This window comes from Pantoea sp. Ap-870 (genome assembly GCF_011752515.1).
Classification (GTDB): Bacteria; Pseudomonadota; Gammaproteobacteria; order Enterobacterales; family Enterobacteriaceae; genus Pantoea; species Pantoea dispersa.
The window spans coordinates 384,584-410,981 of record NZ_VWXG01000004.1; the positions used below are offsets into that span (position 1 = coordinate 384,584).

Annotated in this window: 22 protein-coding genes, 1 tRNA gene and 1 pseudogene; 10 read left to right on the top strand and 14 right to left on the bottom strand. The window is 53.9% G+C overall.

Annotated features, from left to right (window positions below; translation table 11 throughout):
* Positions 1 to 53 precede the first annotated feature (53 nt).
* Complete coding sequence (gene degQ / locus F3J41_RS12990; RefSeq protein WP_088516008.1) at positions 54 to 1,424, top strand: serine endoprotease DegQ; 1,371 nt, start codon at positions 54 to 56, stop codon at positions 1,422 to 1,424.
* An 86-nt stretch (positions 1,425 to 1,510) separates the two neighbouring features.
* Positions 1,511 to 2,584 (top strand): outer membrane-stress sensor serine endopeptidase DegS, encoded by a 1,074-nt coding sequence (degS, locus tag F3J41_RS12995; RefSeq protein WP_021507759.1) that lies wholly within the window; start codon positions 1,511 to 1,513, stop codon positions 2,582 to 2,584.
* A 64-nt stretch (positions 2,585 to 2,648) separates the two neighbouring features.
* Here degS and epmA read toward each other — a convergent pair whose 3' ends face one another.
* The 3 genes from epmA to efp all read right to left on the bottom strand — a co-directional run bounded on the left by epmA (position 2,649) and on the right by efp (position 4,643).
* Positions 2,649 to 3,626 (bottom strand): elongation factor P--(R)-beta-lysine ligase, encoded by a 978-nt coding sequence (gene epmA / locus F3J41_RS13000; RefSeq protein ID WP_021507760.1) that lies wholly within the window; start codon positions 3,624 to 3,626, stop codon positions 2,649 to 2,651.
* 164 nt (positions 3,627 to 3,790) lie between these two features.
* Positions 3,791 to 3,925: an entericidin A/B family lipoprotein gene (locus tag F3J41_RS13005; protein WP_031279745.1), complete on the bottom strand. Its 135-nt coding sequence runs from the start codon at positions 3,923 to 3,925 to the stop codon at positions 3,791 to 3,793.
* 151 nt (positions 3,926 to 4,076) lie between these two features.
* On the bottom strand, positions 4,077 to 4,643 hold the full coding sequence (gene efp, locus F3J41_RS13010; RefSeq protein ID WP_021507762.1) for an elongation factor P: 567 nt from the start codon (positions 4,641 to 4,643) through the stop codon (positions 4,077 to 4,079).
* 40 nt (positions 4,644 to 4,683) lie between these two features.
* Here efp and epmB point away from each other — a divergent pair, with 40 nt between their 5' ends.
* Positions 4,684 to 5,712 carry an EF-P beta-lysylation protein EpmB gene (epmB, locus tag F3J41_RS13015; RefSeq protein ID WP_166711383.1) on the top strand — a complete coding sequence of 343 codons (1,029 nt, stop codon included), beginning with the start codon at positions 4,684 to 4,686 and terminating at the stop codon, positions 5,710 to 5,712.
* Positions 5,713 to 5,867: 155 nt separating this feature from the next.
* Here epmB and F3J41_RS13020 read toward each other — a convergent pair whose 3' ends face one another.
* From F3J41_RS13020 to F3J41_RS13035, 4 genes are all read right to left on the bottom strand, one after another.
* Positions 5,868 to 6,215, bottom strand: a complete 348-nt coding sequence (locus F3J41_RS13020) for a DUF4156 domain-containing protein (RefSeq protein WP_021507764.1) — start codon at positions 6,213 to 6,215, stop codon at positions 5,868 to 5,870.
* A 195-nt stretch (positions 6,216 to 6,410) separates the two neighbouring features.
* Positions 6,411 to 8,066 (bottom strand): chaperonin GroEL, encoded by a 1,656-nt coding sequence (gene groL, locus F3J41_RS13025; protein WP_021507765.1) that lies wholly within the window; start codon positions 8,064 to 8,066, stop codon positions 6,411 to 6,413.
* A gap of 46 nt (positions 8,067 to 8,112) precedes the next feature.
* A complete protein-coding gene (locus F3J41_RS13030) occupies positions 8,113 to 8,406 on the bottom strand; it encodes a co-chaperone GroES (RefSeq protein WP_021507766.1) in 294 nt (97 codons plus the stop codon).
* A 194-nt stretch (positions 8,407 to 8,600) separates the two neighbouring features.
* Positions 8,601 to 9,053: an FxsA family protein gene (locus F3J41_RS13035; RefSeq protein WP_166711385.1), complete on the bottom strand. Its 453-nt coding sequence runs from the start codon at positions 9,051 to 9,053 to the stop codon at positions 8,601 to 8,603.
* A gap of 375 nt (positions 9,054 to 9,428) precedes the next feature.
* Here F3J41_RS13035 and aspA point away from each other — a divergent pair, with 375 nt between their 5' ends.
* From aspA to F3J41_RS13060, 5 genes are all read left to right on the top strand, one after another.
* Positions 9,429 to 10,865 (top strand): aspartate ammonia-lyase, encoded by a 1,437-nt coding sequence (aspA, locus tag F3J41_RS13040; RefSeq protein WP_021507768.1) that lies wholly within the window; start codon positions 9,429 to 9,431, stop codon positions 10,863 to 10,865.
* 114 nt (positions 10,866 to 10,979) lie between these two features.
* Positions 10,980 to 12,281, top strand: a complete 1,302-nt coding sequence (locus tag F3J41_RS13045) for an anaerobic C4-dicarboxylate transporter (RefSeq protein WP_166711387.1) — start codon at positions 10,980 to 10,982, stop codon at positions 12,279 to 12,281.
* An 86-nt stretch (positions 12,282 to 12,367) separates the two neighbouring features.
* Positions 12,368 to 14,065: a protein-disulfide reductase DsbD gene (locus F3J41_RS13050; RefSeq protein WP_166711389.1), complete on the top strand. Its 1,698-nt coding sequence runs from the start codon at positions 12,368 to 12,370 to the stop codon at positions 14,063 to 14,065.
* Between the two features lie 66 nt (positions 14,066 to 14,131).
* On the top strand, positions 14,132 to 14,710 hold the full coding sequence (locus F3J41_RS13055; RefSeq protein ID WP_021507771.1) for a transcriptional regulator: 579 nt from the start codon (positions 14,132 to 14,134) through the stop codon (positions 14,708 to 14,710).
* A 108-nt stretch (positions 14,711 to 14,818) separates the two neighbouring features.
* Positions 14,819 to 14,894, top strand: a tRNA-Phe gene (locus tag F3J41_RS13060).
* A gap of 276 nt (positions 14,895 to 15,170) precedes the next feature.
* Here F3J41_RS13060 and F3J41_RS13065 read toward each other — a convergent pair.
* Complete coding sequence (locus F3J41_RS13065) at positions 15,171 to 16,130, bottom strand: site-specific integrase (protein WP_166711495.1); 960 nt, start codon at positions 16,128 to 16,130, stop codon at positions 15,171 to 15,173.
* A gap of 34 nt (positions 16,131 to 16,164) precedes the next feature.
* Positions 16,165 to 17,745: a TraI domain-containing protein gene (locus tag F3J41_RS23675; RefSeq protein ID WP_371815472.1), complete on the bottom strand. Its 1,581-nt coding sequence runs from the start codon at positions 17,743 to 17,745 to the stop codon at positions 16,165 to 16,167.
* 200 nt (positions 17,746 to 17,945) lie between these two features.
* On the opposite strand from F3J41_RS23675, the gene F3J41_RS13075 reads away from it, so the two are divergent.
* Positions 17,946 to 18,509 (top strand): hypothetical protein, encoded by a 564-nt coding sequence (locus F3J41_RS13075; RefSeq protein ID WP_166711391.1) that lies wholly within the window; start codon positions 17,946 to 17,948, stop codon positions 18,507 to 18,509.
* Here F3J41_RS13075 and umuC read toward each other — a convergent pair.
* A pseudogene (gene umuC / locus F3J41_RS13080) lies at positions 18,504 to 19,553 on the bottom strand (translesion error-prone DNA polymerase V subunit UmuC); the annotation flags it as partial. The gene F3J41_RS13075 and the pseudogene umuC overlap by 6 nt on opposite strands.
* Positions 19,554 to 19,806: 253 nt before the next feature.
* Between umuC and F3J41_RS13085 the strand changes: the two are divergent.
* The gene (locus F3J41_RS13085; RefSeq protein WP_166711395.1) at positions 19,807 to 20,928 is read left to right on the top strand and encodes an aminotransferase class V-fold PLP-dependent enzyme; all 1,122 of its coding nucleotides are present in this window, start codon (positions 19,807 to 19,809) and stop codon (positions 20,926 to 20,928) included.
* 51 nt (positions 20,929 to 20,979) lie between these two features.
* Here F3J41_RS13085 and F3J41_RS13090 read toward each other — a convergent pair whose 3' ends face one another.
* From F3J41_RS13090 to F3J41_RS13105, 4 genes are read right to left on the bottom strand one after another with little or no spacing between them, the layout of a single operon-like run.
* Positions 20,980 to 22,248: an MFS transporter gene (locus F3J41_RS13090; protein WP_166711397.1), complete on the bottom strand. Its 1,269-nt coding sequence runs from the start codon at positions 22,246 to 22,248 to the stop codon at positions 20,980 to 20,982.
* A complete protein-coding gene (locus F3J41_RS13095) occupies positions 22,238 to 24,676 on the bottom strand; it encodes a lantibiotic dehydratase (protein WP_166711399.1) in 2,439 nt (812 codons plus the stop codon). Before F3J41_RS13095 ends, F3J41_RS13090 begins: the two co-directional genes overlap by 11 nt.
* 1 nt (position 24,677) lies before the next feature.
* Entirely contained in the window at positions 24,678 to 25,445 is a 768-nt protein-coding gene (locus F3J41_RS13100; RefSeq protein WP_166711401.1) for a hypothetical protein, read from the bottom strand.
* On the bottom strand, positions 25,435 to 26,349 hold the full coding sequence (locus F3J41_RS13105) for a DUF692 family multinuclear iron-containing protein (RefSeq protein ID WP_211075197.1): 915 nt from the start codon (positions 26,347 to 26,349) through the stop codon (positions 25,435 to 25,437). Before F3J41_RS13105 ends, F3J41_RS13100 begins: the two co-directional genes overlap by 11 nt.
* Between the last annotated feature and the right edge of the window lie 49 nt (positions 26,350 to 26,398).

Consider the following 26,398-nt stretch of genomic DNA (forward strand, 5'->3'; position numbering starts at 1 on the left):
AATAACTGTCACACTTTTTTTATCCCCCTTTTCGCAGCGAGAGCGTCATAGCAATGAAAAAACCAGCACGACTGTTAAGCGCATTAGCCTTGAGCATTGGGATGAGTCTGGCGGCGACGCCGGGTGCCATGGCCACGTTGCCGGCACAGATTCAGGGACAAGCACTGCCAAGCCTGGCACCGATGCTGGAAAAAGTGCTGCCGGCGGTGGTCAGCGTGCATGTCGAGGGCACCGACAGCGGTCAGCAGGGCCAGGATATTCCCGAGCCGCTGAAGCGCTTCTTTGGCCAGGCGCCCGGCCAGTCTCAGCCACAGCCATTTGAAGGACTGGGTTCCGGCGTCATCATCGACGCGGCCAAAGGCTACATTCTGACCAACAATCACGTGGTAAACGGTGCGGATAAAATCAGCGTGCAGCTGAGCGATGGCAACGAATATGACGCAAAGCTGATTGGTCATGACGAGCAAACCGACATCGCGCTGATTCAGGTAGAAGGCGCAAAAAACCTCACGCAGGTGAAAATTGCTGATTCTGACGCGCTGCAAGTGGGTGACTTCGCCGTGGCGATCGGCAACCCGTTCGGCCTCGGCCAGACGGCGACGTCCGGCATTATTTCGGCGCTGGGCCGCAGCGGGCTGAATCTGGAAGGGCTGGAGAACTTTATTCAGACCGATGCCGCCATCAACCGTGGCAACTCCGGCGGCGCGCTGGTGAACCTCAACGGCGAGCTGATCGGCATTAACACCGCCATTCTGGCGTCGAGCGGCGGCAACATTGGTATTGGCTTTGCCATCCCCAGCAATATGGCGATGAATCTGGCGCAGCAGCTGATTCAGTTCGGCGAAGTGAAGCGCGGTCAGCTCGGGATCAAAGGGACAGAAATGACCGCCGATATCGCGAAAGCGTTTAACGTCGATGCGCAGCGCGGGGCATTTGTCTCTGAAGTGCTGCCGAAGTCGGCGGCGGAACAGGCGGGCATCAAAGCGGGCGACATCATCACCGCCATTAACGATAAGCCAATCACCAGCTTTGCCGAGCTGCGGGTGAAAGTCGGCACTACGCCGCCAGGCCAGCAGGTGAAAATCGGTCTGCTGCGCGATGGCAAACCGCTGACGGTGACCGTAACGCTGGAACAGAGCGCGCAGAGCACCGCCAGCGCCCAGCTGATGTCGCCGGCGCTGCAGGGCGCCACGCTCAGTGACGGCAATACCAAAGCCGGCGATAAAGGGGTCAAAGTCGATACCATCGAAAAAGGCACGCCGGCAGAACAGGTTGGCCTGCAGAAAGATGATGTGATTGTCGGCGTCAACCGTACGCGGGTGCAGAGCCTCGCCGAGATGCGCAAAGTGCTGGAGGGCAAACCGCCGGTACTGGCGCTGAACGTGGTGCGCGGCGACGAGAGTATTTACCTGCTTCTGCGATAATCCTCGCAACGGGCGGACAAGCAGGTGTTTGTCCGCCCTTCTCGTGCTATTCTGCCCTGCGATCAACTCTTGCCTGAAATAACACCATGTTTCTTAAACTTTTACGTTCTGTGGTGATGGGCCTGATCGTGGCAGGTTTACTGCTTGTCGCGATCCCGGCGCTGCGAATGGGCAGCAACGTCACCTTTGATCACGACAGCAGCGCCGATGAAGCGCCCTTCAGTTTCAATCAGGGCGTGCGCCGCGCTGTGCCGGCGGTGGTCAACGTCTATAACCGCAGCGCGCACGGTAACAATAATCGCGGCATTACCACGCTCGGTTCCGGCGTCATCATGAACGCGAAAGGCTACATCCTCACCAACAAACATGTCATCAATAACGCTGACCAGATTATCGTCGCGCTGCAGGACGGACGCTTTTTTGAAGCGACGCTGGTGGGCTCCGACGCCATGACCGATCTGGCGGTGTTAAAAATCAGCGCCTCCAATCTGCCGGTAATCCCGATTAACGCCAAACGTGTCGCGCATATTGGTGATGTGGTGATGGCGATTGGCAACCCGTATAACCTCGGCCAGACGGTCACCCAGGGCATCATCAGCGCCACCGGCCGCATCGGTCTGAGCTCCTCCGGTCGGCAGAACTTCCTGCAAACCGATGCCTCGATCAACCAGGGGAACTCCGGCGGCGCGCTGATTAACTCGCTGGGCGAGCTGATGGGCATCAACACGCTGACCTTCGACAAAAGCAACGACGGCGAAACTCCGGAAGGCATTGGTTTTGCCATTCCGACCGCGCTGGCGACCAAAATTATGGATAAGCTGATTCGCGATGGCCGGGTGATCCGCGGTTATATCGGTATTACCGGGCGCGAGCTGCCGCCGCTGCACGGTCAGGGCAGCAACCTCGATCGGGTGCAGGGCATTATTGTTAGTGAAGTGACGCCGGGCGGTCCGGCGGATCGCGCCGGCATTCAGGCCAATGATGTCCTGCTGCAGGTAAACGGTAAGCCGGCGCTGTCCGCGCAGGAGACCATGGACCAGGTGGCGGAAATCCGCCCGGGATCGGTGATTGATGTGCAGGTGCTGCGCAATGAGCAGAAGATGACGCTGCCGGTTACCATCCAGGAGTTTCCGGAAGCGGCCAATAATACCTCGCCGTAAACGCACCCGGCCGCGGACAGCGCCATCGCTGAGCCGCGGCCGGGTGTGCAGAACCGCGGCGTAACTAGCTGCGATCGACCGGGAAAGCGATCACCTCACTGAGCGCATCTGCCTTCAGCGCCAGCATAATCAGGCGATCCACGCCCAGCGCCACGCCGGAACAGGCCGGCATGCCGTGCGCCAGCGCATCCAGCAGGTAAGTATCAATCGGATGCTGCGGCAAACCGCGCGCAGCGCGACGGCGATTATCCTGCTCAAAACGCTGACGCTGTTCACGACTGTCGGTCAGTTCGCGGAAACCGTTGGCCAGCTCCACGCCTTTGTAATAGACCTCAAAACGCTCTGCCACGCGGTGATCTTCGGTACTGATCTCCGCCAGCGCCGCCTGACTGGCCGGGAAGTGATAGACGAAGCACGGCTTATCAAGACCAATTTTCGGTTCCACGCCCAGCATAAACAGCAGCTGCAGTAGCGTGTCGCGATCGTCTTCGCGATTCGCCAGCTCGCCCTCACCCAGCTTTTCCGCCGCTTCGCGCAGCTGCGCCTTGTCCGCCGACAGCGGATCGATCTCCAGATGACGGATAAACGCCTGCTGATACGATAGCGATTCGGCGCTGTCGCACTCCAGCACCTGCTGCAGCAGGTCGTCGACTTCGTTCATCAGCCGATACATGTCGTAGTGCGGCCGATACCACTCCAGCATGGTGAATTCCGGATTATGGTGGCGCCCGGCCTCTTCATTACGGAAGCAGCGCCCCATCTGATAAATCGGGCCGCTGCCCGCCGCCAGCAGGCGCTTCATGTGATATTCCGGACTGGTCATCAGCCACAGATCGCGCCCGTCTGCCGCGCCAGGTCCGACGAAGCGCGTCTGGAATGGCACCAGGTGGATGTCGGTGATCGTCGCCTGGCTCATGGCAGGCGTATCCACTTCCAGTACGCCGCGATCGGCAAAGAAACGCCGGATTTCCGCCAGGATGGCGGCGCGTTTCAACAAATTGGCAATGGGTGCGCTCGGCTGCCAGCTTGCCGTTTCGCTCATGGTGATGACTCCTTATACAGACAAGGGGAGGAAGTCTACCCGTATTGCTGACGGCAAACAACGGCACCGCCGTCGCGGCAGGCAGTTTCAGAAATCACAGGTGCAGGCAGGACAACAGGAGGAAGAGAAAGCCGGTACGAAAGCAGGTTTCGCACCGGTTTTAGTTACTGCGCGCTGCGCTGAATTGCCTGACCGCCCGCTTCAACATCTTCGCCTACGCCACGCGTGGTGTTACAGGCAGAAAGCAGCGAGGAAAGCACCAGTACCGAGAAAATCGCGACAATACTTTTCTTTAACATAGCCATATCCTTGTTGGTTGCAGTAAAAGTACAGCTTTTAAAGCATAGACCGGATACGCCATGATGGCGGTTAAGCTGCTGAAAAAAGACGCGGTGCGGGGAAGAGCGCGGAAATAAAAAAGGCGCATCGATGATGCGCCTGATTTGACGATTATTTTACGCGGGAAACGTATTCGCCAGAGCGGGTGTCCACTTTTACCACTTCGCCAATCTGTACGAACAGTGGCACTTTGATCACAGCGCCGGTAGACAGCGTCGCTGGCTTGCCGCCGGTACCGGCAGTATCACCTTTCAGACCTGGGTCAGTTTCGGTGATTTCAGCTTCGATGAAGTTCGGTGGCTGAACGGCGATCGGTTTATCGTTCCACAGGGTTACGATACACTCGGCGTTGTCCTGCAGCCATTTGGTCACGTCGTCCAGCACCTTGGCTTCAACCTGATACTGTTCGAAGGTTTCAGGGTGCATGAAGTAGAAGAAGTCACCGTCGTTGTAGGAGTACTGCAGCGTCATGTCACGCACGTCTGCGCCTTCGGCGGAGTCGGTAGACTTGAAGGTTTTCTCAACGCGTGAACCGGTCAGCAGACGACGCATTTTAACACGTGCAAACGCCTGGCCTTTACCCGGCTTAACGAATTCACTGGATTCGATGGCATACGGTTCGCCTTCGAACATGATTTTAAGACCGGCACGAAAATCGTTGCTAAGATAAGTCGCCATAAAGGCCCTCTGTAGATATTAACTGGTAATAGCCAAAAAAATGGCACACATTGTAACCCTAAATCCCCCCGTCAGAGAAGATTGGTTGCAGCAACTTGCTGATGTTGTCACCGATCCTGCTGAATTACTGCAACTTTTAGCCCTCGAAAACCACGCGGATCTGGCAGCCGGGAGCGAGGCACGCCGTCTGTTCGCCCTGCGCGTACCGCGCGCCTTTATTCAGCGCATGCAGCGCGGCAATGCGCAGGACCCGCTGCTGCTGCAGGTGCTGACCAGCCGTCAGGAGTTTACCGATGCGCCGGGCTACAGCACCGATCCGCTCGATGAGCAGAGCAGCGTGGTGCCGGGCTTACTGCATAAGTATAGAAACCGCGCGCTGCTGCTGGTCAAGGGCGGCTGCGCGGTGAACTGCCGCTACTGCTTCCGCCGGCATTTCCCCTATCAGGATAATCAGGGCAACAAGCGCAACTGGCAGGCGGCGATTGATTACATTGCCGCCCATCCCGAGCTGGACGAGATCATCTTCTCCGGCGGCGATCCGCTGATGGCGAAAGATCAGGAGCTGGCGTGGCTGATGGGCGCGCTGGAAAACATTCCGCACCTGAAACGCCTGCGCATTCACAGCCGGCTGCCGGTAGTGATCCCGGCGCGCATTACCGAAGGGCTATGCCAGTTGCTGGCAGATACGCGTCTGCAGGTGCTGCTGGTCAGTCACATCAACCACGCGCAGGAGATTGACGAGGCGCTGCGCGAACGCATGCAGAGGCTGAAACGCGTCGGCGTCACCCTGCTGAACCAGAGCGTGCTGCTGCGCGGCGTTAATGACGATGCGCAGACTCTGGCACAGCTCAGCAATGCGCTGTTTGATGCCGGCATCCTGCCCTACTATTTACATGTGCTGGATAAGGTGCAGGGGGCGGCGCACTTCTTTGTGCCGGATGAGCAGGCGCGCGCGCTGGTGCGGCAGCTGCTGACCATGGTGTCGGGATATATGGTGCCGAAGCTGGCGCGGGAAATTGGCGGTGAGCCGAGCAAAACGCCGCTGGATCTGCAGCTGCGTCAGGAGTGACGTTCCCTGCCAGCTGCCCGGTGCGCATGAATGCGCACCCTACAGTATTCCTGTGGCGGCGCCATCACCGCAGAAGCCAATGATGGCGACCGCGCAGGGGCTGAACTCAAAAACAAAAAAGCCGCTCTCGCGGCTTTTTTATTGCTGCTCTGCCATTACGGGCACTTATACACCTGACCCGACATTTTGCTGTCGAGCGGGGCAAAGGCAGACAGCAGGTTCTGCGTCGGGCTGGTGGCACCATAAATTACGTTGCCGCCCATCTCCGCTGCGCGGTTACGCAGGTCGTTGGCCGCACCGCGCAGTGAACTGCCTTCACCGCCTGAGCCGGTCAGCCAGTTGCTCTGCGAGCCGGTAACATTGCCCAGCAGCTGACATTGGCTGCCTGGCTGTTGATCAACAAAGGTGACACGTTCGCCGGCGGCACTCAGTTGGTTGGAGGTGCTACAGCCCGCCAGCAGTAAGGTACCGACTGCCAGTCCGAGCGAGAGGTTAATCCGCATTATAATCCCCATTTATTATCATCAGTGTCGGGCGGCAGCGTAGCAGAAAAGCGCACATTTTTTCTGAACATTCATTGCCCTAAACCCGCAAAGCCGAAGTATTGCGCCCTTACTTATACCTTGTTCGCCGGCAAAAGAAAAACCCCCGACCGTTTCCGATCGGGGGTTTCTCAACAGCTCAGACGTTCAGGGCAATTACATCATGCCGCCCATACCGCCCATGCCACCCATGCCGCCAGCGCCAGCACCTAAGTCAGGTGCGTCGCCTTTCGGCAGGTCGGTGACCATCGCTTCGGTGGTGATCATCAGACCGGCCACAGAAGATGCGTACTGCAGCGCAGAACGGGTCACTTTGGTTGGATCCAGGATACCGAAGTCGATCATGTTGCCGTACTCTTCGGTCTGCGCGTTGTAACCGTAGTTACCGTCGCCCGCTTTCACGTTGTTAGCAACCACAGATGGCTCTTCACCGGCGTTAGAAACGATCTGACGCAGTGGCGCTTCCATCGCACGCAGAGCAACTTTGATACCGACGTTCTGGTCTTCGTTCTGACCTTTCAGGCCAGATGCTGCGATTTTCGCCGCAACACGCACCAGCGCAACACCACCACCGGCAACCACACCTTCTTCAACCGCAGCACGGGTAGCGTGCAGGGCATCTTCAACGCGTGCTTTCTTCTCTTTCATCTCAACTTCAGTCGCTGCGCCTACTTTCAGTACGGCTACACCGCCTGCCAGTTTAGCAACGCGCTCCTGCAGTTTCTCTTTGTCGTAGTCAGACGTCGCTTCTTCGATCTGCTGACGGATCTGCGTCACGCGGCCAGAGATTGCGCCCTGATCGCCCACACCATCGATGATGGTGGTGGTGTCTTTGTTGATCACCACGCGTTTTGCCTGACCCAGGTCTTCCAGCGTCGCTTTTTCCAGCTCCATACCGATCTCTTCAGAGATCACGGTACCGCCGGTCAGGATAGCAATATCCTGCAGCATCGCTTTACGACGGTCGCCGAAGCCCGGTGCTTTCACCGCAGCCACTTTCACGATACCGCGCATGGTGTTCACCACCAGCGTAGCCAGCGCTTCGCCTTCCACGTCTTCTGCGATGATCAGCAGTGGTTTGCCGGCTTTCGCCACAGCTTCCAGCACTGGCAGCATTTCGCGGATGTTAGAGATTTTCTTGTCAGCCAGCAGGATGAATGGGCTTTCCAGCTCCACTGCACCGGTTTCTGGCTTGTTGATGAAGTACGGAGACAGGTAGCCACGGTCGAACTGCATACCTTCAACCACGTCCAGCTCGTCCTGCAGACCGGTGCCTTCTTCAACGGTGATCACGCCTTCTTTACCCACTTTGTCCATCGCCTGAGCGATCAGGGTACCGACGCTTTCATCGGAGTTGGCAGAAATGGTACCTACCTGCGCGATAGCGCGGGAATCCTGGCATGGTACAGACAGGGTTTTCAGCTCTTCAACGGCTGCGGCAACGGCTTTATCGATACCGCGCTTCAGATCCATAGGGTTCATGCCCGCCGCGACGGCTTTCAGGCCTTCGTTGACGATAGCCTGGGCCAGAACGGTAGCGGTGGTGGTGCCGTCGCCTGCTGCGTCGTTGGCTTTAGAAGCGACTTCTTTCACCATCTGCGCACCCATGTTCTCGAACTTGTCTTCCAGCTCGATTTCACGTGCCACAGAAACACCATCTTTAGTGATGGTCGGTGCACCAAAAGATTTATCCAGAACCACGTTACGGCCTTTCGGGCCCAGGGTAACTTTTACTGCATCTGCCAGTACGTTCACGCCACGCAGCATTTTTACGCGTGCGTCATTACCGAATTTTACGTCTTTAGCTGCCATTTCAAATATCCCTTAAATTCGTTTCGTTCAGTGAATTACGCGTAAATTACGCTTCAACAATCGCCAGAATGTCGCTTTCAGAGATGATCAGAACTTCTTCGTTGTCGATTTTCTCAGTCTTGGCACCGTAGCCTTCGCTGAAAATCACCAGATCACCCACTTTCACGTCCAGCGGCTTCACGTCGCCGTTTTCCAGGATGCGGCCATTGCCAACAGCCAGTACTTCACCGCGGGTTGATTTGCCTGCTGCAGAGCCGGTCAGAACGATACCGCCAGCAGATTTGGCTTCAACTTCTTTACGCTTGACGATAACGCGATCGTGCAACGGACGAATTTTCATTTGATAGCTCTCCTTTGAGAAGTCCAATCATTCATTTTTGGGTTGAACGCCGGGCTTGAGGGTTCCGGCCTCGTGGAGAGAGAGATAGGGGCAGAAAAGGGGCTTTCAAGGGCAAAAAAATAAAAAATTTTCGTTTGCGTAACAGATGACGAAAAAGACAGCAAAAAGGGCGGCTTACGCCGCCCCGCTTACATTCAGCGATCTTTATTGTGGCCGATACGCTCCTGATCTTTGCGCTCAAACTCGCCGTCCATGGTGACGCCGCTGTCCGGGCCCTGGCCCGGGCCGCGCCATACGCGCAGGTGCGGCATCAGCTTCAGCGTCAGGTGCTTCTGTACCGGCGGCAGCAACAGCAGCAGGCCGAGGAAATCGGTAAAGAAGCCCGGCAGCAGCAGCAGAAAACCGGCGATGATCAGCGACACGCTTTTGATCATCTCCGCCGCCGGGCTCTCGTTACGCGCCAGCTTCTCCTGCATCAGCATAAAGTTCTTCATGCCCTGATTTTTCACCAGCGACACACCAATGCACGAGGTAAAAATCACCAGCAGCATGGTCAGCAGCACGCCGAGCGCGTGCGCCACCTGGATGAAAATCGAGATCTCAATCCAGGCCAGAACAAAAAAAATCACTAACGGTAACCAGCGCACCGATATCTCCTGTGAGTCGCGCCGCCACGCAGCGTGCGGGGCAGCAAAATTGAAGGGTCAGCATGACCATAACGTATGAGATGGGCACGCGGCCGGAGAAATTCAACCGCCGCTGTTAAATTTATGCCACTGACTTAAAATTGCGAAGTACATCACATATCGTTATTACCGCTGGGCCAGCAAATGTCCGTAAAGTGATCTGTGCACAAGCATTTCTGCAGTGACAGAATATGATCGTGCTCGCCAGCCCGAAGATGGATAAAATGTCGGCACTGGTATTCCACGACAATATAATTGCTTCACCTGCACGTTATTCGCCGCCCATCCATTCCGGATGCCCGGCAGTAACACAGCAGCAATAATAAGAAGGTAATCATGGCGAACAACATTCGTATCGAAGAAGACCTGTTAGGCATGCGTGAAGTTCCGGCAGATGCCTATTACGGTGTTCATACTCTGCGTGCGATTGAGAACTTCTATATCAGTAACAGTAAGATCAGCGACATCCCTGAGTTTGTTCGCGGCATGGTGATGGTGAAAAAAGCCGCCGCGCTCGCCAACAAAGAGCTGCAAACCATCCCCCGCCACATCGCCAACACCATCATTCAGGCCTGTGATGAAGTGCTGAACAACGGTAAGTGCATGGACCAGTTCCCGGTTGATGTCTATCAGGGCGGCGCGGGCACCTCGGTCAACATGAACACCAACGAGGTGCTGGCTAACATCGGTCTGGAGCTGATGGGTCACCAGAAAGGTGAATATCAGTATCTCAACCCAAACGATCACGTGAATAAGTGTCAGTCCACTAACGACGCTTATCCTACCGGTTTCCGCATTGCGGTTTACGCCTCGATCCTCAAACTGCTCGACGCGATTGGCCAGCTGAGCGAAGGTTTTCAGCGCAAAGCGGTGGAGTTTGAAAACATCCTGAAGATGGGCCGCACCCAGCTGCAGGACGCGGTGCCGATGTCACTCGGTCAGGAGTTCCACGCGTTCAACGTACTGCTGAACGAAGAGACGCGCAGCATTCTGCGTACCGCCGAACTGCTGCTGGAGGTTAACCTCGGCGCCACGGCGATCGGCACCCGCCTCAACACACCGGACGGCTACCAGCAGCTGGCGGTACAGCGCCTGGCGGAAGTCAGCAACCTGCCGGTGGTGCCCGCCGAAGATCTGATTGAAGCCACCTCAGACTGCGGCGCTTACGTCATGGTGCACTCAGCGCTGAAGCGCCTGGCCGTGAAACTGTCGAAAATCTGTAACGACCTGCGCCTGCTGTCATCCGGTCCGCGCGCCGGCCTGAACGAAATCAACCTGCCGGAACTGCAGGCCGGTTCTTCGATCATGCCAGCGAAAGTTAACCCGGTGGTACCGGAAGTGGTCAATCAGGTGTGCTTCAAAGTGATTGGCAACGACACCACGGTGACCATGGCTTCCGAAGCCGGCCAGCTGCAGCTCAACGTGATGGAACCGGTGATTGGCCAGGCGCTGTTTGAGTCGATCAGCATCCTGACCAACGCCTGCTACAACCTGCTGGAAAAATGCGTTAACGGCATCACCGCCAACAAAGCGGTCTGTGAAGCCTACGTGTTCAACTCCATCGGTATCGTCACTTACCTCAACCCGTACATCGGCCATCACAACGGCGATATCGTCGGAAAAATTTGTGCTGAAACCGGTAAGAGCGTACGCGAAGTGGTGCTGGAACGCGGTCTGCTGACCGAAGCCGAGCTGGACGATATTTTCTCCATCCAGAACCTGATGCACCCGGAATACAAAGCCAAACGCTACACCGACGAAAACGAACAGTAATCCGTTCCGGATCAAGTCGTCTGAAGCACGCCTGTATACAATACGGCGTGCTTTTTTATTTTGACGTCTATAACTAAAGTGGCCGCGTGTGGCGGCACTTCAGGGAGTGAAACTATGGTAGTGGTGGAATTGCTCATCGTCCTGCTGGCGATCTGGCTGGGTGCGCGCCTCGGCGGCATCGGCATTGGCTTTGCCGGCGGTTTAGGCGTGCTGGTGCTGACGCTGGTTTGCGGCATGAAACCCGGCGCGATCCCGTTTGATGTCATCGAGATCATTATGGCGGTGATTGCGGCCATCGCCGCGATGCAGGTGGCTGGCGGCATGGATTATCTGGTCGGGCTGGCGGAACGCCTGCTGCGCCGCCATCCGCGCTATGTCACTTTCCTCGCGCCGCTGGTGACCTATGCGATGACGCTGCTGGCGGGCACCGGTCATACCGCCTTTTCCACCCTGCCGGTGATTGCGGAAGTGGCTAAGGAGCAAGGCGTACGCCCTTCGCGCCCGCTGTCGATAGCCGTAGTGGCGTCGCAAATCGCCATCACCGCCTCGCCGCTTTCGGCCGCGGTGGTATTTTTTGCCTCGATTCTTGAACCGCGCGGCGTCAGTTATCTGGCGCTGCTCGGCGTCGCGCTGCCTGCCACCATGCTGGCCATTTTCTGTGCCGCCGTGATCACCAACTTCCTCGGCAAAGAGCTCAAAGAAGATGACGTCTATCAGGCGCGCCTGGCGAAAGGTGAAGTGACGCTGCGCGGTGAGCAGGTTTATCACATCAAGCCGGGTGCCAGACGCGCGGTGCTGCTGTTCCTGATCGGTATTGCGGCGGTCGTGTTGTACGCGACGGCAATCAGCGACAGCGTGGGCCTGATCAGCAATCAGGTGCTGCCGCGTAACGAAGCCATTGTAGTGTTTATGCTGACGGTTGCTACGCTGATTTGCCTGACCTGCAAAGTGGAAACCGGTGAAATCCTCAGTGCCAGCACGTTTAAATCCGGCATGAGCGCCTGTATCTGCGTAATGGGCGTCGCCTGGCTGGGCGATACGTTTGTTAAAGCGCATCTCAGCGACATCCAGACGCTGGCCGGCGACATGCTGCAGAGCTATCCGTGGATGCTGGCGCTGGTGCTGTTCTTTGCTGCCACGCTGCTCTACTCGCAGGCGGCCACCACCAAAGCGCTGATGCCAGCGGCACTGATGCTCGGCGTATCGCCGCTGGCGGCGGTCGCCTCCTTCGCCGCGGTGTCCGCGCTGTTCGTGCTGCCCACCTACCCGACGCTGCTGGCCGCGGTGGAGATGGACGACACCGGCTCGACCCGCATTGGGAAATACGTGTTCAACCACTCGTTTATCATTCCCGGCGTGCTGGCGATTACCTTCTCGGTGGCGTTTGGCTTCCTGTTCGGCAGCCTGATTCTGTAGCGTCGTGGTTACATCCTGAAAACCTCGTGGCGAATGAGCCGTGTTATTATCGCGGCTCATTCGCCACCGGAGCTGATTAATTCGTCATGGCTGCTCGATTTTCCCGCCTGCTAAGCCTGTGCCTGGCACTGCTGTTTTGCCTGTCGGCGCAGGCCAGCCTGTTCTCGCCCACCACCAACAACCGCTTTGTGCCGGTCGATCAGGCCTTTGGCTTTGATTTCAGCCAGCAGGGTCATCAGCTGACGCTGAGCTGGAAAGTGAAGGACGGCTATTACCTCTATCGCCAGCAATTCCACATCAGCGCGCAACACGCGCAGCTGGCGCCGGTCACGCTGCCGCCGGGCCAGCCGCATGAAGATGAGTTTTACGGCAAGAGCGAAATCTATCCGCAGGACGTACAGCTGCCGATCACCCTGCGCCAGGCCGATGCCGGTGCAACGCTCAGCGTGACCTATCAGGGCTGCGCCGCGGCCGGTTTCTGCTATCCGCCGGAGACCCGCTCGGTGCCGCTGACGGCGATTGCTGCCGATAGCGCCGCGCCGGTAATCGCGGCATCACCGGCCGCTCACCGCACGCCGCTGCCGTTTTCGCCGCTGTGGGCGCTGCTGATTGGCATCGGCGTGGCCTTTACGCCGTGCGTGCTGCCGATGTATCCGCTGATCTCCGGCATCATTCTTGGCGGCCAGCGCCGCTACTCGCTGGGCCGGCTGTTCGCCCTCGCACTGGTCTACGTACAGGGCATGGCGCTGACTTACACCCTGCTCGGTATGGTGGTGGCTGCGGCGGGGCTGCGTTTCCAGGCTGCGCTGCAGCATCCTTACGTGTTGATCGGCCTCTCCGTGCTGTTTGTGCTGCTGGCGCTGTCGATGTTTGGCCTGTTCACGCTGCAGCTGCCTGCCAGCCTCCAGACGCGTCTGACGCTGTGGAGCAACCGTCAGCAAGGCGGGTCGCTGGCGGGCGTGTTTATGATGGGCGCACTGGCAGGCCTGATCTGCTCACCCTGCACCACCGCGCCGCTCAGCGCCATCCTGCTGTATATCGCGCAGAGCGGTAATCTGTGGGCCGGAGCCGGCACGCTGTGGCTGTACGCCTTCGGCATGGGACTGCCGCTGATTGCTGTAACGATGTTCGGCAACCGGCTGCTGCCGAAAAGCGGTCCGTGGATGCAGAGCGTGAAAGAGGGTTTTGGCTTTGTGATTCTGGCGCTGCCGGTGTTTCTGCTGGAGCGCGTGCTGGGCGATATCTGGGGACTGCGGCTGTGGAGCCTGCTCGGCGTGGCGTTTTTTGCCTGGGCGTTCAGCCTGAGTCTCAGCGCGCGCGGCACAGCGCGTGTGCTGCCGATTCTGATGCTGGCGGCCGCGCTGGTGGTGGCGCGCCCGCTGCAGGACTGGGCATTCGGCAGCAGCAGTACGCAAAGCGTCGCCCACCTGCCGTTTCAGCGCATCAGCAGCAGCCAGCAGCTGGACAGCGCATTACAGCAGGCGCAGGGCCGTATCACCATGGTCGATCTCTATGCCGACTGGTGCGTGGCCTGCAAAGAGTTTGAAAAATACACCTTCAGCGATGACGGCGTGCGCAGTGCCCTGAGCAACGTGCAGCTGCTGCAGGCTAACGTGACAGCCAATAACGCGCAGGATAACGCGCTGCTGCAGCATCTGCAGGTGCTTGGCCTGCCGACCATCCTGTTCTTTGATGCGCAGGGCAAAGAGATTGCCGATTCACGCGTCACCGGCTTCCTTAACGCCGCGGATTTCCGCGCCCATTTGCACAATCTGCCGCGTTAAACGAAACTGGTTGCACGACACTGCCCGGGCGCACGCGCCCGGGCCCGCATTCCGGAGGAGAGTCTTTTGCAACGCGAACAGATCCTTGAGCATGCGCTGAATGTGCTCGAACAGAGCGGCCTGGCCGCGACCACCTCGCTGCAGCAGCTGGCTGGCGAGAGCGGCCTCGCCAGCGATCAGCTGGAGCGCTACTGGCCCGATCGCGATGCCCTGCTGTATGACGCGCTGCGCTTTCACGGCCAGCAGATCGACAGCTGGCGCCGCCAGGTGCAGCTGGATGAGCGCCTCAGTGCGGCACAAAAGCTGCTGGCGCGTTACGACGTGCTGGCAGAGCACGTCAGTAAAGGCCGCTTTCCCGGCTGCCTGTTTATTGCTGCCTGCAGTTTCTATCCCCAGCCGGATCAGCCGGTGCACCAGCTCGCCGAACAGCAGAAGCGCAGTTCCTGGCAGTTCACCCATGAAATCCTCGTCGACCTGGCGCTGGACAACCCCAGCATGGTGGCCGATCAGATGGAGCTGATCCTCGAAGGCTGTCTGAGTAAGCTGCTGGTGAAGCGCAACGTGCAGGATGTCGCTACCGCGCGGCGTCTGGCTGAAGATGTGCTGAGCATCGCGCTGTGCCGGCAAAACGGCGCGCTGGCGTAGGCTTTTTGTTCACCCTGCCTGAAAAGCAGGCAATCAGTCACGATTGCTACGCTTTTTTTACGAAACCCGTTGACGGCTGTGAGCCATTAGGGTTTAATGCGCCCCGTTGCCCGGATAGCTCAGTCGGTAGAGCAGGGGATTGAAAATCCCCGTGTCGGTGGTTCGATTCCGCCTCCGGGCACCACTCTTCAGAGCCTGTTCGTTAGGGGTTGAGATCCTTAACGGGCATGACAGTGGTCCCCAGCATGATGTTGGTAGTTTGCTTACCGCACCATCGTTGAACACGGGACTTAAAGTCCGGAGGATGTTGGTGCATCCTCTGGACTTCTCACATCCTTAAAAAATACTTCAGCATCGTATTTACCTTTAGAAATGTTTTCTGTCAATCTTTTGTAAAGGTTTGCCTCCCTTTTTTTCCTCTTTTAGAATCATATCGTTAAGATTTGACTTAAGATTACTCTTAGGCCACCTCCAGCTGTTCGAGAACGCTCCTGACCTTGTTGATGTCGCTCTCAACGTATTGCAGAGTGACTGCAGGCGTTGAATGGCCCAGAAGATCCTGAGCCATTTTCAGGTTTCGGTCAGGCATACTCATCAGATTTGTAGCTATGGTGTGCCGGAATCGATGAGGACTCACAACAAAGCCACATTCATTTGAAAGCCGGCGAAAAAATGCACGCAATGGTGGATTATCCATGTTTTCACTTGTCTCATTTCTGCGACCATCAAATCGGGATAAATTGAAAAGCTGATCCTCCATCTTTGCTCCTCTTTCCAGAGAACGGTTATAAAGCATTTCTAATCTTGGTCTCAGATAACGCGTGATCGGAACAAGATGCTCGCGATGGTTTTTTGCTCCTTCCGGTCGAAGGCTTATCCAGTTATGCATAAAATTAACGTCACATAATCGTATATGCAGAAGCTGATTCTGCCTCATCCCTGTCCTTCGTAAAGCATCCAGCACAGTAAGCCAGAACCATGCAGGCCTCAATGCCGACCTGTAATTATAGTTTTTACCATACTGTTCATCCGCCTCCCTGGCCTCCATTAAAAGATATATTTTATTAATCTGGATATCAGTCAGGGTTTTCTTTCGCTTTACATCTGGCCGTGCAATCTTGCCATTAAAGGGATTTTTGGTTGCCGAAATATAACCTTCTTCAATCGCAAAGTTGAATAATGCTCTCATGTGTGTGAGCTTATTGTTCCAAGTGGTTTTTGTTAGACCCTCCACATTAATCACATGTCTGCGCCAGTTTAAAACCAACCTGTCATCAACATCAGCAGGAGATATGGCTGCTCCAGCAAAGTTCAGGAAAGTCTTTAATACTTTTCTGTAACTCCATTCAGTTGCAACTCGAAGAGTTTTACTAAAAAAATATCCTTCAATAAGTTCATCAAATGAACATGAATCTTTCATTTTGACCTCAGTTTTATAAATGCTCCCCAGCCAGTCATTTCCTGGCTGAAAGCCATGTGCTGTCCGAAGGACAGCTCCCTTTTTTAAATAAAATGTCGGCATTAATCATATAGCCTGACACTTTTGTAAAACGACCGCTCTTGTCCGGCGTATCGTATTGATGGTAATGGAATAATCCCTTACCATTTCGTGAATGGTGTACGTTCAGTGCCTCAAAACTTTTTTGTAGTCTGGCCTTATCCGTATCAGTGCCTCCTGCAGTCGTGTTGTAACGGTAAAAACAGGCCGGTGAGACCACAAAAACAAACTGCGCCAGAACGTGAAGCAGACTGTCCTTTTGATTTACGCTCAGCGTGCCGTCCTCAATGCTGTCCCTGATCCATTCAAGAAAGAGCACACCGGATTCTTCTCCCTTATCTTTCCTGTTTTCATCAGAATGAAACACATCAGTTGTAATTGGCGTGGCTGGACGGTTATCCGCAGAAGAATTATCCATTGCCGTAGCAGTTTTCCCTTCAGCCATTAAATCAAGCAATGACAGGAGATTCTCCGTAGATCCCTGCATCTGCACTTCTTCTCCCGTACTGATGGCGTTTTCTGCAGAAAGCAGCGGTTCCTCAGCTGTGAGTGCGGATTCCAGCTCCAGTAAAAGCGCAGGTGGGATAATCTTCTCAGGCGACAACTCGCTTTCCTGAGCAGAACTGTAGTCTGAAGCTCCAGTTTTAATTGGCACTAAAGGACCTTCCGCATTATCGAGACTGGACAATGAGTTAGGTTTTACTTCATATAATTTCGGGGGGGTATGGTCTGTTACTGATGTGATATTAACCAGAGAAACCTGCTGAGATTTTTGCCCGGACATTACGGTCTCATTTGAAAGACCGCAGCTGCTCAGGGCATCGTTAACAATACTGGTTAATATCCCGGCTTCAGCACGGCGTCCCGACAGAAAGAGCAGTAGCGTATCAGAAAGAGCGGGCCAGCGCTGAAGCCACAGCAGGGCCGCCTCTGGCAATAGTCTTAGCGCCACAAATACGCAGTTCATCTCGCCTGATGGTTCGTTGGTCTGCCTGACCCGCCATTGCTCTCCAGGCACACTAAGACCGGGATACCAGACCAGACCGTTTTTCAGAGCCCCTTCCATCTGCATCAGCCAGGGTAGATGATGGAACAGCCCTGCCCAGTAAGCAGCACAGACCCAGCCGGGAGTTTGCTCAGCCTGTTCTTCAGGCGTGGCGCCCGGTGGCAGCATCATGCCACGAACCAGCCTGACCGCACGCGCGGCTACGTTCAGGCTGAGTTCATTAAATCCTCCGGGACCAGAGTACGGGCCGGACCAGGCTGCCGGGCAGGTCTGCACCCTTGCCGCCATCTCCTCCAGTGGCCTGAGCCACCAGGCTTCAGTGGCTTCTTTTGAAAGCGGGCTGTTTTCTGTCAGCACCCTGATGAGGCGACGGTTTTGGTTTGTCTGCAGTAGCACACTGCCCGTCTGAGCAGGGTGCCAGCTACCGTCAGCAACAGGCCGGGATGACGTGTCTCCCTTAGAGAGTCTCTCTCCGGGCTGGCTTTCCTGTCTGCCTCTGCCTGTTAACCAGTTAAGTCCAATCACCGTCACCTCCGCCGGAATATGCCTGCTGAATATGACGCTAACCTAAAAGCACTCCGGACAATTTCAACTGTAAACACGGAACCGTCTCTGACAGAAATCCTGCTTGTTAAAATATTAAAAAGTGGTTTCAGAGTTTCAGGGTGCTCTGGTAACACCGTAATGGTTTCCTGCATGCCCCTGTTTACACCGGTATCGAGAGCCATTGCATGCAGCAATTCTTTGTTTTGTTTTTTTTTATGATCTGGATGGCCCTGTGCGGGACGATGAGCCTGAGTTTCACCCTCCAGGGCACATCCACCGGGTTTTATCTGGTATGGGTGCTGCTGTTCTGTCTCCCCTTCCTGCTCCGCCCACTCGCATGGGCCGAGCGGCAGTTAAGACCGGCGATGACGCTGATCCGCCATCGTCGCAGCCGGGCGTGGGTGCATCTTGCCCCGTGGCAGCCCACCACAGATCTGACGCCAGAGCGGGTCCATCAGTTCTGGCAAAGCGTAATGGCGTCAACCAGACAGGCTCTGGAAAAGCACCATATCGTTATCATCTCCTCGCACCTTCTGACCGACATGCGTGCCCATCGGGTGCTAGCCTATATCGCTGAAGGTGGACTCACCGTCCACCACCGCACTTACCGCATCCCTTTTACACCGACGATGAAGGCACTGATGCAGTTGGAGATCCTCTTCCGACAGTGGCGCTGGCGCACGGACTTCCGCAGTGACTGGCCCGTGCTGGTCCTGCGGCGCAAATTAAGTTTTTCGGCCCCCTCATAAAACTCGTGCCTGTGGAATATCACTCCAGCGAGTAGTCCAGGCAGGTGACAGTAATTCCCGCTTCATCTGCCATTCATTGCTGACACCCTGACGTGCAAACCACATGTGCCCCAGCCCGGACTGGTTAATGCCGTCCAGCACCTTCATCAGCTGCGCGCTGTTCACCCGCGGCTTATCCTTATCGAACAGGTTCAACTGACTGACACCGTCTGATGTGAAGTCATCGAGCATTATGCCGGCCTTCATATAGCGCCGCCCGTCAAGCCAGATGCGGTCGAGCGATCGCATCGCCACCCCGATCACGTCGCGCGTATCCTGCGTGGGTATAGTGAGATTCTCGCCAGCGCTGTTGCCGTAAAAGACTTCTCCCTGTGCGTGCGGCGAGGTCCGGATAAAAACGCTGATGCGCCGGCAGAACTGGCGCTCTTTTCTCAGTTTCTCCGCCGCCCGGGTGGCGTACTGACACAGCGCTTCCTGCATGGCCACTTTTGTCGTGATGCGTTCGCCAAAGGAGCGGCTGCAGACGATCTGCTGTTTCGCCGGCGCAAACTCCTCAAGGGGAATGCACGATTCGCCGTTGAGCTCGCGGACGGTGCGCTCCAGCACCACGCTGAAGTTTTTACGGATAAAGGCAGGGTGCGCGCGCGCCAGCTGCAGAGCGTTTTCAATGCCCATCAGGTTGAGCCTTTTGCCGATGCGCCGGCCAACGCCCCATATCTCCTCCACGGGCTGGTTTTCCAGCAGCGTTGCGGTGCGCTTCGGATTGCCCGGCGTCAGCGCCAGCACACCGCGGAACTGCGGCCACTCCTTGCTGGCCCACTGCGCCGATTTTGCCAGGGTTTTTGTCGGCCCCATCCCCACCCCGACGGTCAGGCCGGTTGTGGCCAGCACGTGCGCGCGCAGGCGCCGGCCGAAATGCTCAAAGTCCTCGCAGCCATCGATGCCGGTCAGATCCAGGAACATTTCGTCAATGGAATACTGCTCGACGCGGGGCGTGACCTCTTCCAGCGCAGTCATCACTCTCTGGCTAAGGCTATGATTTATGTGGCGATTCAATGAACGGTTAAATCAATACAAACTAGCGAGCGCGTTCGAGGGGCAGCTCGCTAATGTATGGCTAACTTATAAGCTAACTCTTTAGCCAGATGGAAATAAAATGCTAAGTGACACATAAAATGTGGCCTGTAAGAATAATACAGGATAATGTAAGCCGATAATTCCGCGATAGAATTTGATAGTTTCAGCACAGACATAAGTTTCTTTTAGGTCATTCCTCCATATTCAGCAAGGAGTTCTAATGCCTTTTCGTATAATTGAATCATGTATTCCCACAGATCCACGTTTTGGCTGTGGGCCTTCCTTGATTCATCTAGAGGACTTAGCTGCATTGCAGGCACAAGGCCCTCATCTATTAGGTACCAGTCATCGGAAAGAACCGGTAAAGACTCTGTGTCGAGATATTCAGGATGCGCTACGTCTCTACCTCAGCATTCCTGATGACTATGCCATCGTGTTGGGTAACGGAGGGGCTACACTTTTATTCGATATGATTGGGCTTGGACTAGTTAAAAAGCGAGTGGTGCACTATGTATGTGGTGAGTTTTCGAATAAATGGTTTAGTGCTTCCCAGAGAATTCCGTGGATTGAAGCGATCAGGAACCATGCTGAAAATGGTAAACCCAATGTTATCTCTGAGCATGATGGGGCTGACCTAGTGAGTCTCACGCTTAATGAGACTTCAACTGGTATCATGAACACTCAGCTTCCCACTGTGGATGAAAATTGTTTACTGGCAGTGGATGCCACTAGTGGAGCAGGTCAAATTGCATGTGATATTGCCAAAACGGACGTTTTTTTCTTTTCGCCGCAAAAAGTATTTGCCAGCGAGGGTGGTTTGTTTGTGGCTGTTATGTCACCTAAAGCACAGGCGCGTGTGGCTGAGGTCGCATCTGATCCCAGTCGCTATTTACCCGTATTTGCTGACTGGCGGTTGGCGCTGAGTAATAGTGCGCAGGCACAAACCTATAACACGCCAGCGGTGGTTACACTATGGCTTTTCGCACAACAATTAAAGCGTATGAACGCGTTGGGATTTGCAGCGGTAGAGCAGCAGGCGCAGAAAAAAGCCGATTGGATTTACCAATGGGCTGATTCTCGAGATCATCTAGCCTGCTACGTTGATGATAAAAATGCTCGTTCTACAACCGTTGCCACTATCGATGTTGCTGAGTCGGTTATAGTCAATAAACTGCTCGCTTTCCTTGAACAGAACCAATATGCCTACGGCATTGATGGCTATCGAGGATTAGGTCGAAACCAGCTTCGCATCGCGCTATTTCATAATATCTCCCTTGAGAATTTAAAAAAGCTCACTGCTCTTATCGATTATTTAATTGAGACCGGTGATTTCTCGCGATAGATCAAGGCACTAATCAGGCGGAGCTGGATGTAGTTCCGCCTGCGGACTGGACTAATCCGGCAACTTCCGCTTCCACGGTTTAAACGTTAACCACAGAATCAATCCCGGCAACTGCAAAGCGATAAGGAATAGCAAAGACCATTGATAAGCCACTAATGGCCAGTTGCCGTTAATCGCTCCCCAATGCCCGATAACTGCCCCCATAATCCACTGAACGGCAAATGCCAGCACAAATACAATCAAATTGAACGAGGCGCTGACACGCCCGGCAAGCTCCGGCTTGACGGATTGCGCCACGATTGCATAGTTCATCGTTGCTGCAGTGCCGAAAAAACTGAATCCCATGGTGATAACAAATGGAGAGACCGGTAATCCACTAAGCATCAGCACCTGAAAAAGTACAAAGATAGCCACGCCACCGCCGCAAATCATAATTGGCTGAACGCCATACCTGCGTAAATAGTCTGTCAACCAGCCAAAAGAGAGTGAGCCTGCCACCATGGCAACAGTACCTGCCATCAGAGCGTTAGCCATATGTGTTTCGTTGAGGCCTGCGACATCGTGTAGCCAGGGTCCCATCCACAACGCTAGCACCGCCATATAAGTCGCGTTTGCAAAGACCGAATAAAGGCTGAGCCGCCAGAAAGTCCATGACCGGTACAAACGGCCTACATCCTTGCACATTTGGTTAAAATGTGTGTTTTTTGGCGTAAACTCTCCTCGAACTGAGAAATGTATTATTGCACTAACTATAACGGTCATGAGTGCCAAGCCTAAAAAAGCCCCGCGCCAGCTAATCCATTGCAGAAGAAAGTGTAGGGGTGTAGTTGAGGCCATGGCACCTAATCCCCCAACAGACAACAGACAGGCAGTGCTCAGAGGCAGACGTTCAACGGGGAGCCAGATACTGCAAGCCTTTATTGCACTCATTAGCGATCCGGCGACACCAAAACCGATAAACCCACGCCCAATCAGCAGACCGGTTTGGCTATGAGAGAGAGCAAATATAACCGAGCCGGTAGCAGCAATCAGCAGCATAGGGCTCTGGACCGAGCGAGGCCCGTAGCGATCCAATAATACTCCCATGGGGATCTGTGCAGCGGCAAAGGTTAGAAAATAGACACCAGTTAGCATTCCCAAATTATCCGGTGGAAGCATCAACTCACCGGCCAAGTCACTGTAAATCACAGCATTCACGGTTCGGAAAAGATAGGACATGAAGTGCCCTAGTCCGAAAGGAATGAAAATTGTTAGAAACAGCATAGCGAAGCTTTTTTTCGCTTCATGAACGGCCGTCGGTGAAACTTGTTCATTCTGCATGACTGAATTCCTCTGATGTAAGAGGAGAGAAAGTTGTGCGAACCTCGCAGCAAACCGACCCACGGCTATCGTTCATCCATAGATCATCTGGAGTAGGCAGCATTTCCGAAACGCTAATGAGATGCGATCTTTTCAGCGCTGTAGCTAAGACATCCAGCGATAGCGGATTCTCAAAATCAATGAATAAGGGCTTGGGCTCGCTGTCACATTTGATAAACACCCAGCGTGGGAGTTCATGTTTTTTTTGCCAGAGTTGCCACAGAATAAAAGCGCTATATTCATCATTGCCTGTATTAGGCCAGGCATCTGAATTGAACTGCCACGTTTGCCGTTTGTATACGGTACGATTAAATATGATACGGCGTGTGTCATAGCGAGGCATGATATCTGCAGCAAGGTCAAACAACAGATGATGGAGCTCGGTAGAGCAAACGCAAATTAAATCCTCTTGAAACTGGCCTTCTATGTCTTCAACGGTCAGCCTCGCGTTCGTAATTAACACGCGTGCGCGGCCAACAGGGTAGCGTTGTGTTGTTGAAACGCAGCCTCCACCGTCTGGTAAAATGATCTGGGCATAGTTTGGTATCAGAGGCCAATCGATATGTGAACGCTGATAGCTGCCTGGAGAGTCAGCCAGCATGAAACGCTGGCGGCCAAACAACTTGTTTACGGTTTGCTCAATTTCTTTTGTGAAGGGGCAAAATGGAGCCGCAACCGGCTGGCTAAGTGTGTGGACTCCGGGGTGAGTTTCCCCCAGCACAATCAGAAATTCACCATGATTCAATGCCTGTATGCTTTGAGCCGCTAGCATAAAGTCCGGAGAGTGAAAATCTTCTCCGAATACGGTAAATGTATTTACCTGGGGACACATTTCGTTAAGAGAAGCTAATACTTGATTGATTTGAGCCTGACTGAGGCTAACCTCGTCATCTTCCACAGAATTTAAAACTGGGGACCAGGCGTTGGCCAGCATAGCACGTATCTTTTTAATGACTTTTTGTCGGGTTTGTTGCTGCTGAGTCTGAATAACATTGAGGAATTTCAACAGACTCATGTCCTGTTCCGACATATTTTCTGATGAAATCTCTGCGTGATATATCTCAAGCCAGGCTTCATGCAGAGCAAAACCTGCAGCTCTGGTAAGCCATCGGTACAGAGACATGAGAGGCTGAAAATCGGTGTGTAGATAATGCTGAAATTTTCGACTGAAAGTCACAGAACTTGCCCGCGCACAGTCCTCATACAGTGGATAGCGCCCGACATACATTTTTCCGCTGTCACGGGTGAGTGAGACATCTGCTTCCTGTAAAGTATTCCTGATAGCTTCTAATGCCTTTTGGCGTTGAGTTAAATTACCTGCAGCGTAATGTTCCCGCAGCGTTTCTAATTGTAAGAAGCAGGCAGACCATTTGCTGATGTACTGTGGATCTAACTCATGGGCCTTCATGGACTGCAATAGTTCGGCCAATGCGTTGGGTTCACGTGGAGAAATTTGAAAGCCACGCCGCAAAATCCCTGCATTAAGAAGATGATCAATGACGGGTAGCCTATCTTGCTTTTGCCGGATGCATAGCTCTGACTCGCGTGTAATCCCCTGAGTAATTAACCTCAGCACTTCCAGAACCGTACCGGAAACTACACGTGATTTATTCAGCGGATAGTGAAGAACACTACCGTGTAAATAACAGCCAGGATTCATTCTCAAAGGAAGATGTTGCTGTTGCGGGTAGTGGAGATTAATCTGCTGAATAATGCGCTGTATGACCCAGCTTTCAAAAAAGGTAATGCGCTGCGCTAGCCATGGTTGTTCACATCCAGTTAGCTCGGCCAAGTTTTGCTGTTGATTATCGAACCTTCCCCAAGCTATTGGACCAAAAAAACTTGAGGTATCATTTTTAGTGCAAAAACGCTGGGCGTAGCTCCAGCCGAGACGAATTTTCTGTTTCTTACGGCTGTCATGGGGCGCGTTGCGATCGGCAATCAGATCGCTAATCCGCTGGGCTGCATCTGGATTCGAAATAAAGATTGCTTCGGCAACATCTTCACGTAATAGAAAATCAATCAGTTGCTGTCGAGCATGCTCACTGAAAGTGTCGAATTTTTGCTGTGCTTCAGGTTCTCTTTGCTTGATAGCATTTGTAACCTGTTGCCATTCTTCAACAGATTCCTGAAGACTATCACGTAATACAAGAGGTAAATCACTCAGGTTGAACGATACGAGAGCCGCCACTTTCCGCGCGAACTTACGACAATGGTCTTCCCCTACCGCAGCAATCTGCTGTTCAAAGTATTTAAGTAACCTATCCCTGTGTTGGTAAAGCGTGATTAATTCGCGGGTTAATTCCTGACCGGTGAACGATTCACTCTGTAATATGTGATGAGCGGAAAAACCTGCAGAACGCAGCCAAAAATAATCAGCGCAATACATATTAGACCTCCTGACGGTGCAGCGCATTTGCAGCTAACAGTCGTTGTAAATGCATCTGATCATCCTGACTCATAACTTCGTCCGAATCAGGTAAATGTCGATAAAGTGCAGCACAGCGAGGGGGGACCAGCAAATATTTGTGTCTACTGGCAAGATCAGGAAGCACAATCAGCAGATTTTCTTCTCCGGTTTGCGGCATGGTAATACCCAGTGATTTCTTATCACGCAACCACTGCGATAGCCGATATTGGCTCTGATAAATCCGCGCCATACCGCTATACGAATAGCCAGCAGGCCGGTCATGAGCTGGAATGGGTGCTTGCAACGACAGATAAAGCATTACAACTTGGTATTCTAGACCCATTAAATCTAATAGCTCACCGGGCCAAATCTGGCTGTTCATCAACCATTCGAGTGCATCGCGACAGTAGGTATAAACACGCGGGCCATAATCGTGCCAATGATGGTCACGCAGGAACTCACGCGATAATGTGTCAATATTAGTACCTCTGTTAAGCAAAGCTCGCAAAGTAAGAGGAGCCCCGGTTTCAAGTGCATTAATGAATGAATTAACTAAGCGAAACTGATAATTTTCAATGAACCATTTTGCGCGGTCAATATTATCCGCATAGGCAGCGATGACCTCGCACTCTACAGTGCTAAAGCCGTCAATATCTGCTGACTGCCACTTTTTGGTTATTAACTGATGTTGCAGCGTTTCGTCACGCAAAATTTTGCGCCAAGTATCCCAGACAATCTTAGCGTCCATGTACCGCCTCCTGTTGTGCATTCAGCGTTCGATTCCAGATTGCCTGGGCGCGTTTAACATCTTTAACAATCATCGGTTCATCATCTGCGTTCATTACTCGAGTCAAGTTATGGTGCGCCTGCCCTTGGTACTCCAGTACAATTGCGCATGGGAGAGTTCTGGACAGCAACTCTTCGTATAATTCCCATACTGGCTCAGGAACGGGGGCATCGTGCCAGTCGTGATAAAGCCCTTCAGCCCAACTGCCGCCCGCTAAATGAACTGAAATTACCTTTTCCAACGGAATGGTATCGAGATAATCTCGCAGATCAAAGTTTGGTAGATTCAGCGAGTTTGCATAAATATTATGTAAATCAAGGTGTAAGAAGGTTCCAGAGCGTTCAACCAGTGTGGCCAAGAATTCGGCCTCACGCATCTCTGCACCAGGACATGGTAAATAATAAGCGGCATTCTCATGCGCCAGCGGCATGCCGTAAAGTTGCTGAAGCTCAGCCGCACGATCGGCACAACGTATCATTTCTCGATGTGAAAACTGTAAAGGACTGCTCCAGATGTCCAGCCAGGAATCATCGCCATAGAAACAATGATTGGCGACCCACGGGCTATTTATCATTTTGGCGAGAGGAACATGACGCCGTACGGCGGCCGTATCTAATAGTGGATTAAAACCAAAATCACAGCCATAATTAGAATGCGCAAGCAGAGTGAAGTTTTGGGAAAGTTTTTCCAGTGTTAAACGGACCTCAGGACGAATGACATGTGGGCCATCAAGCGGAGCCATAATATTATCAAGCAGGACTTCCAGTAAATCTACTTTCAAAGTTTCAAACGGAAACCAATCTAGTATTTCCGGATTGTATTGAATGCCCACACCTACTGTGGCGGGTTTTTCCATTACGGACATAGTTTTATCATCCTGTAAAATAAGGCGCTGCCAGATGAATGCCACCGGG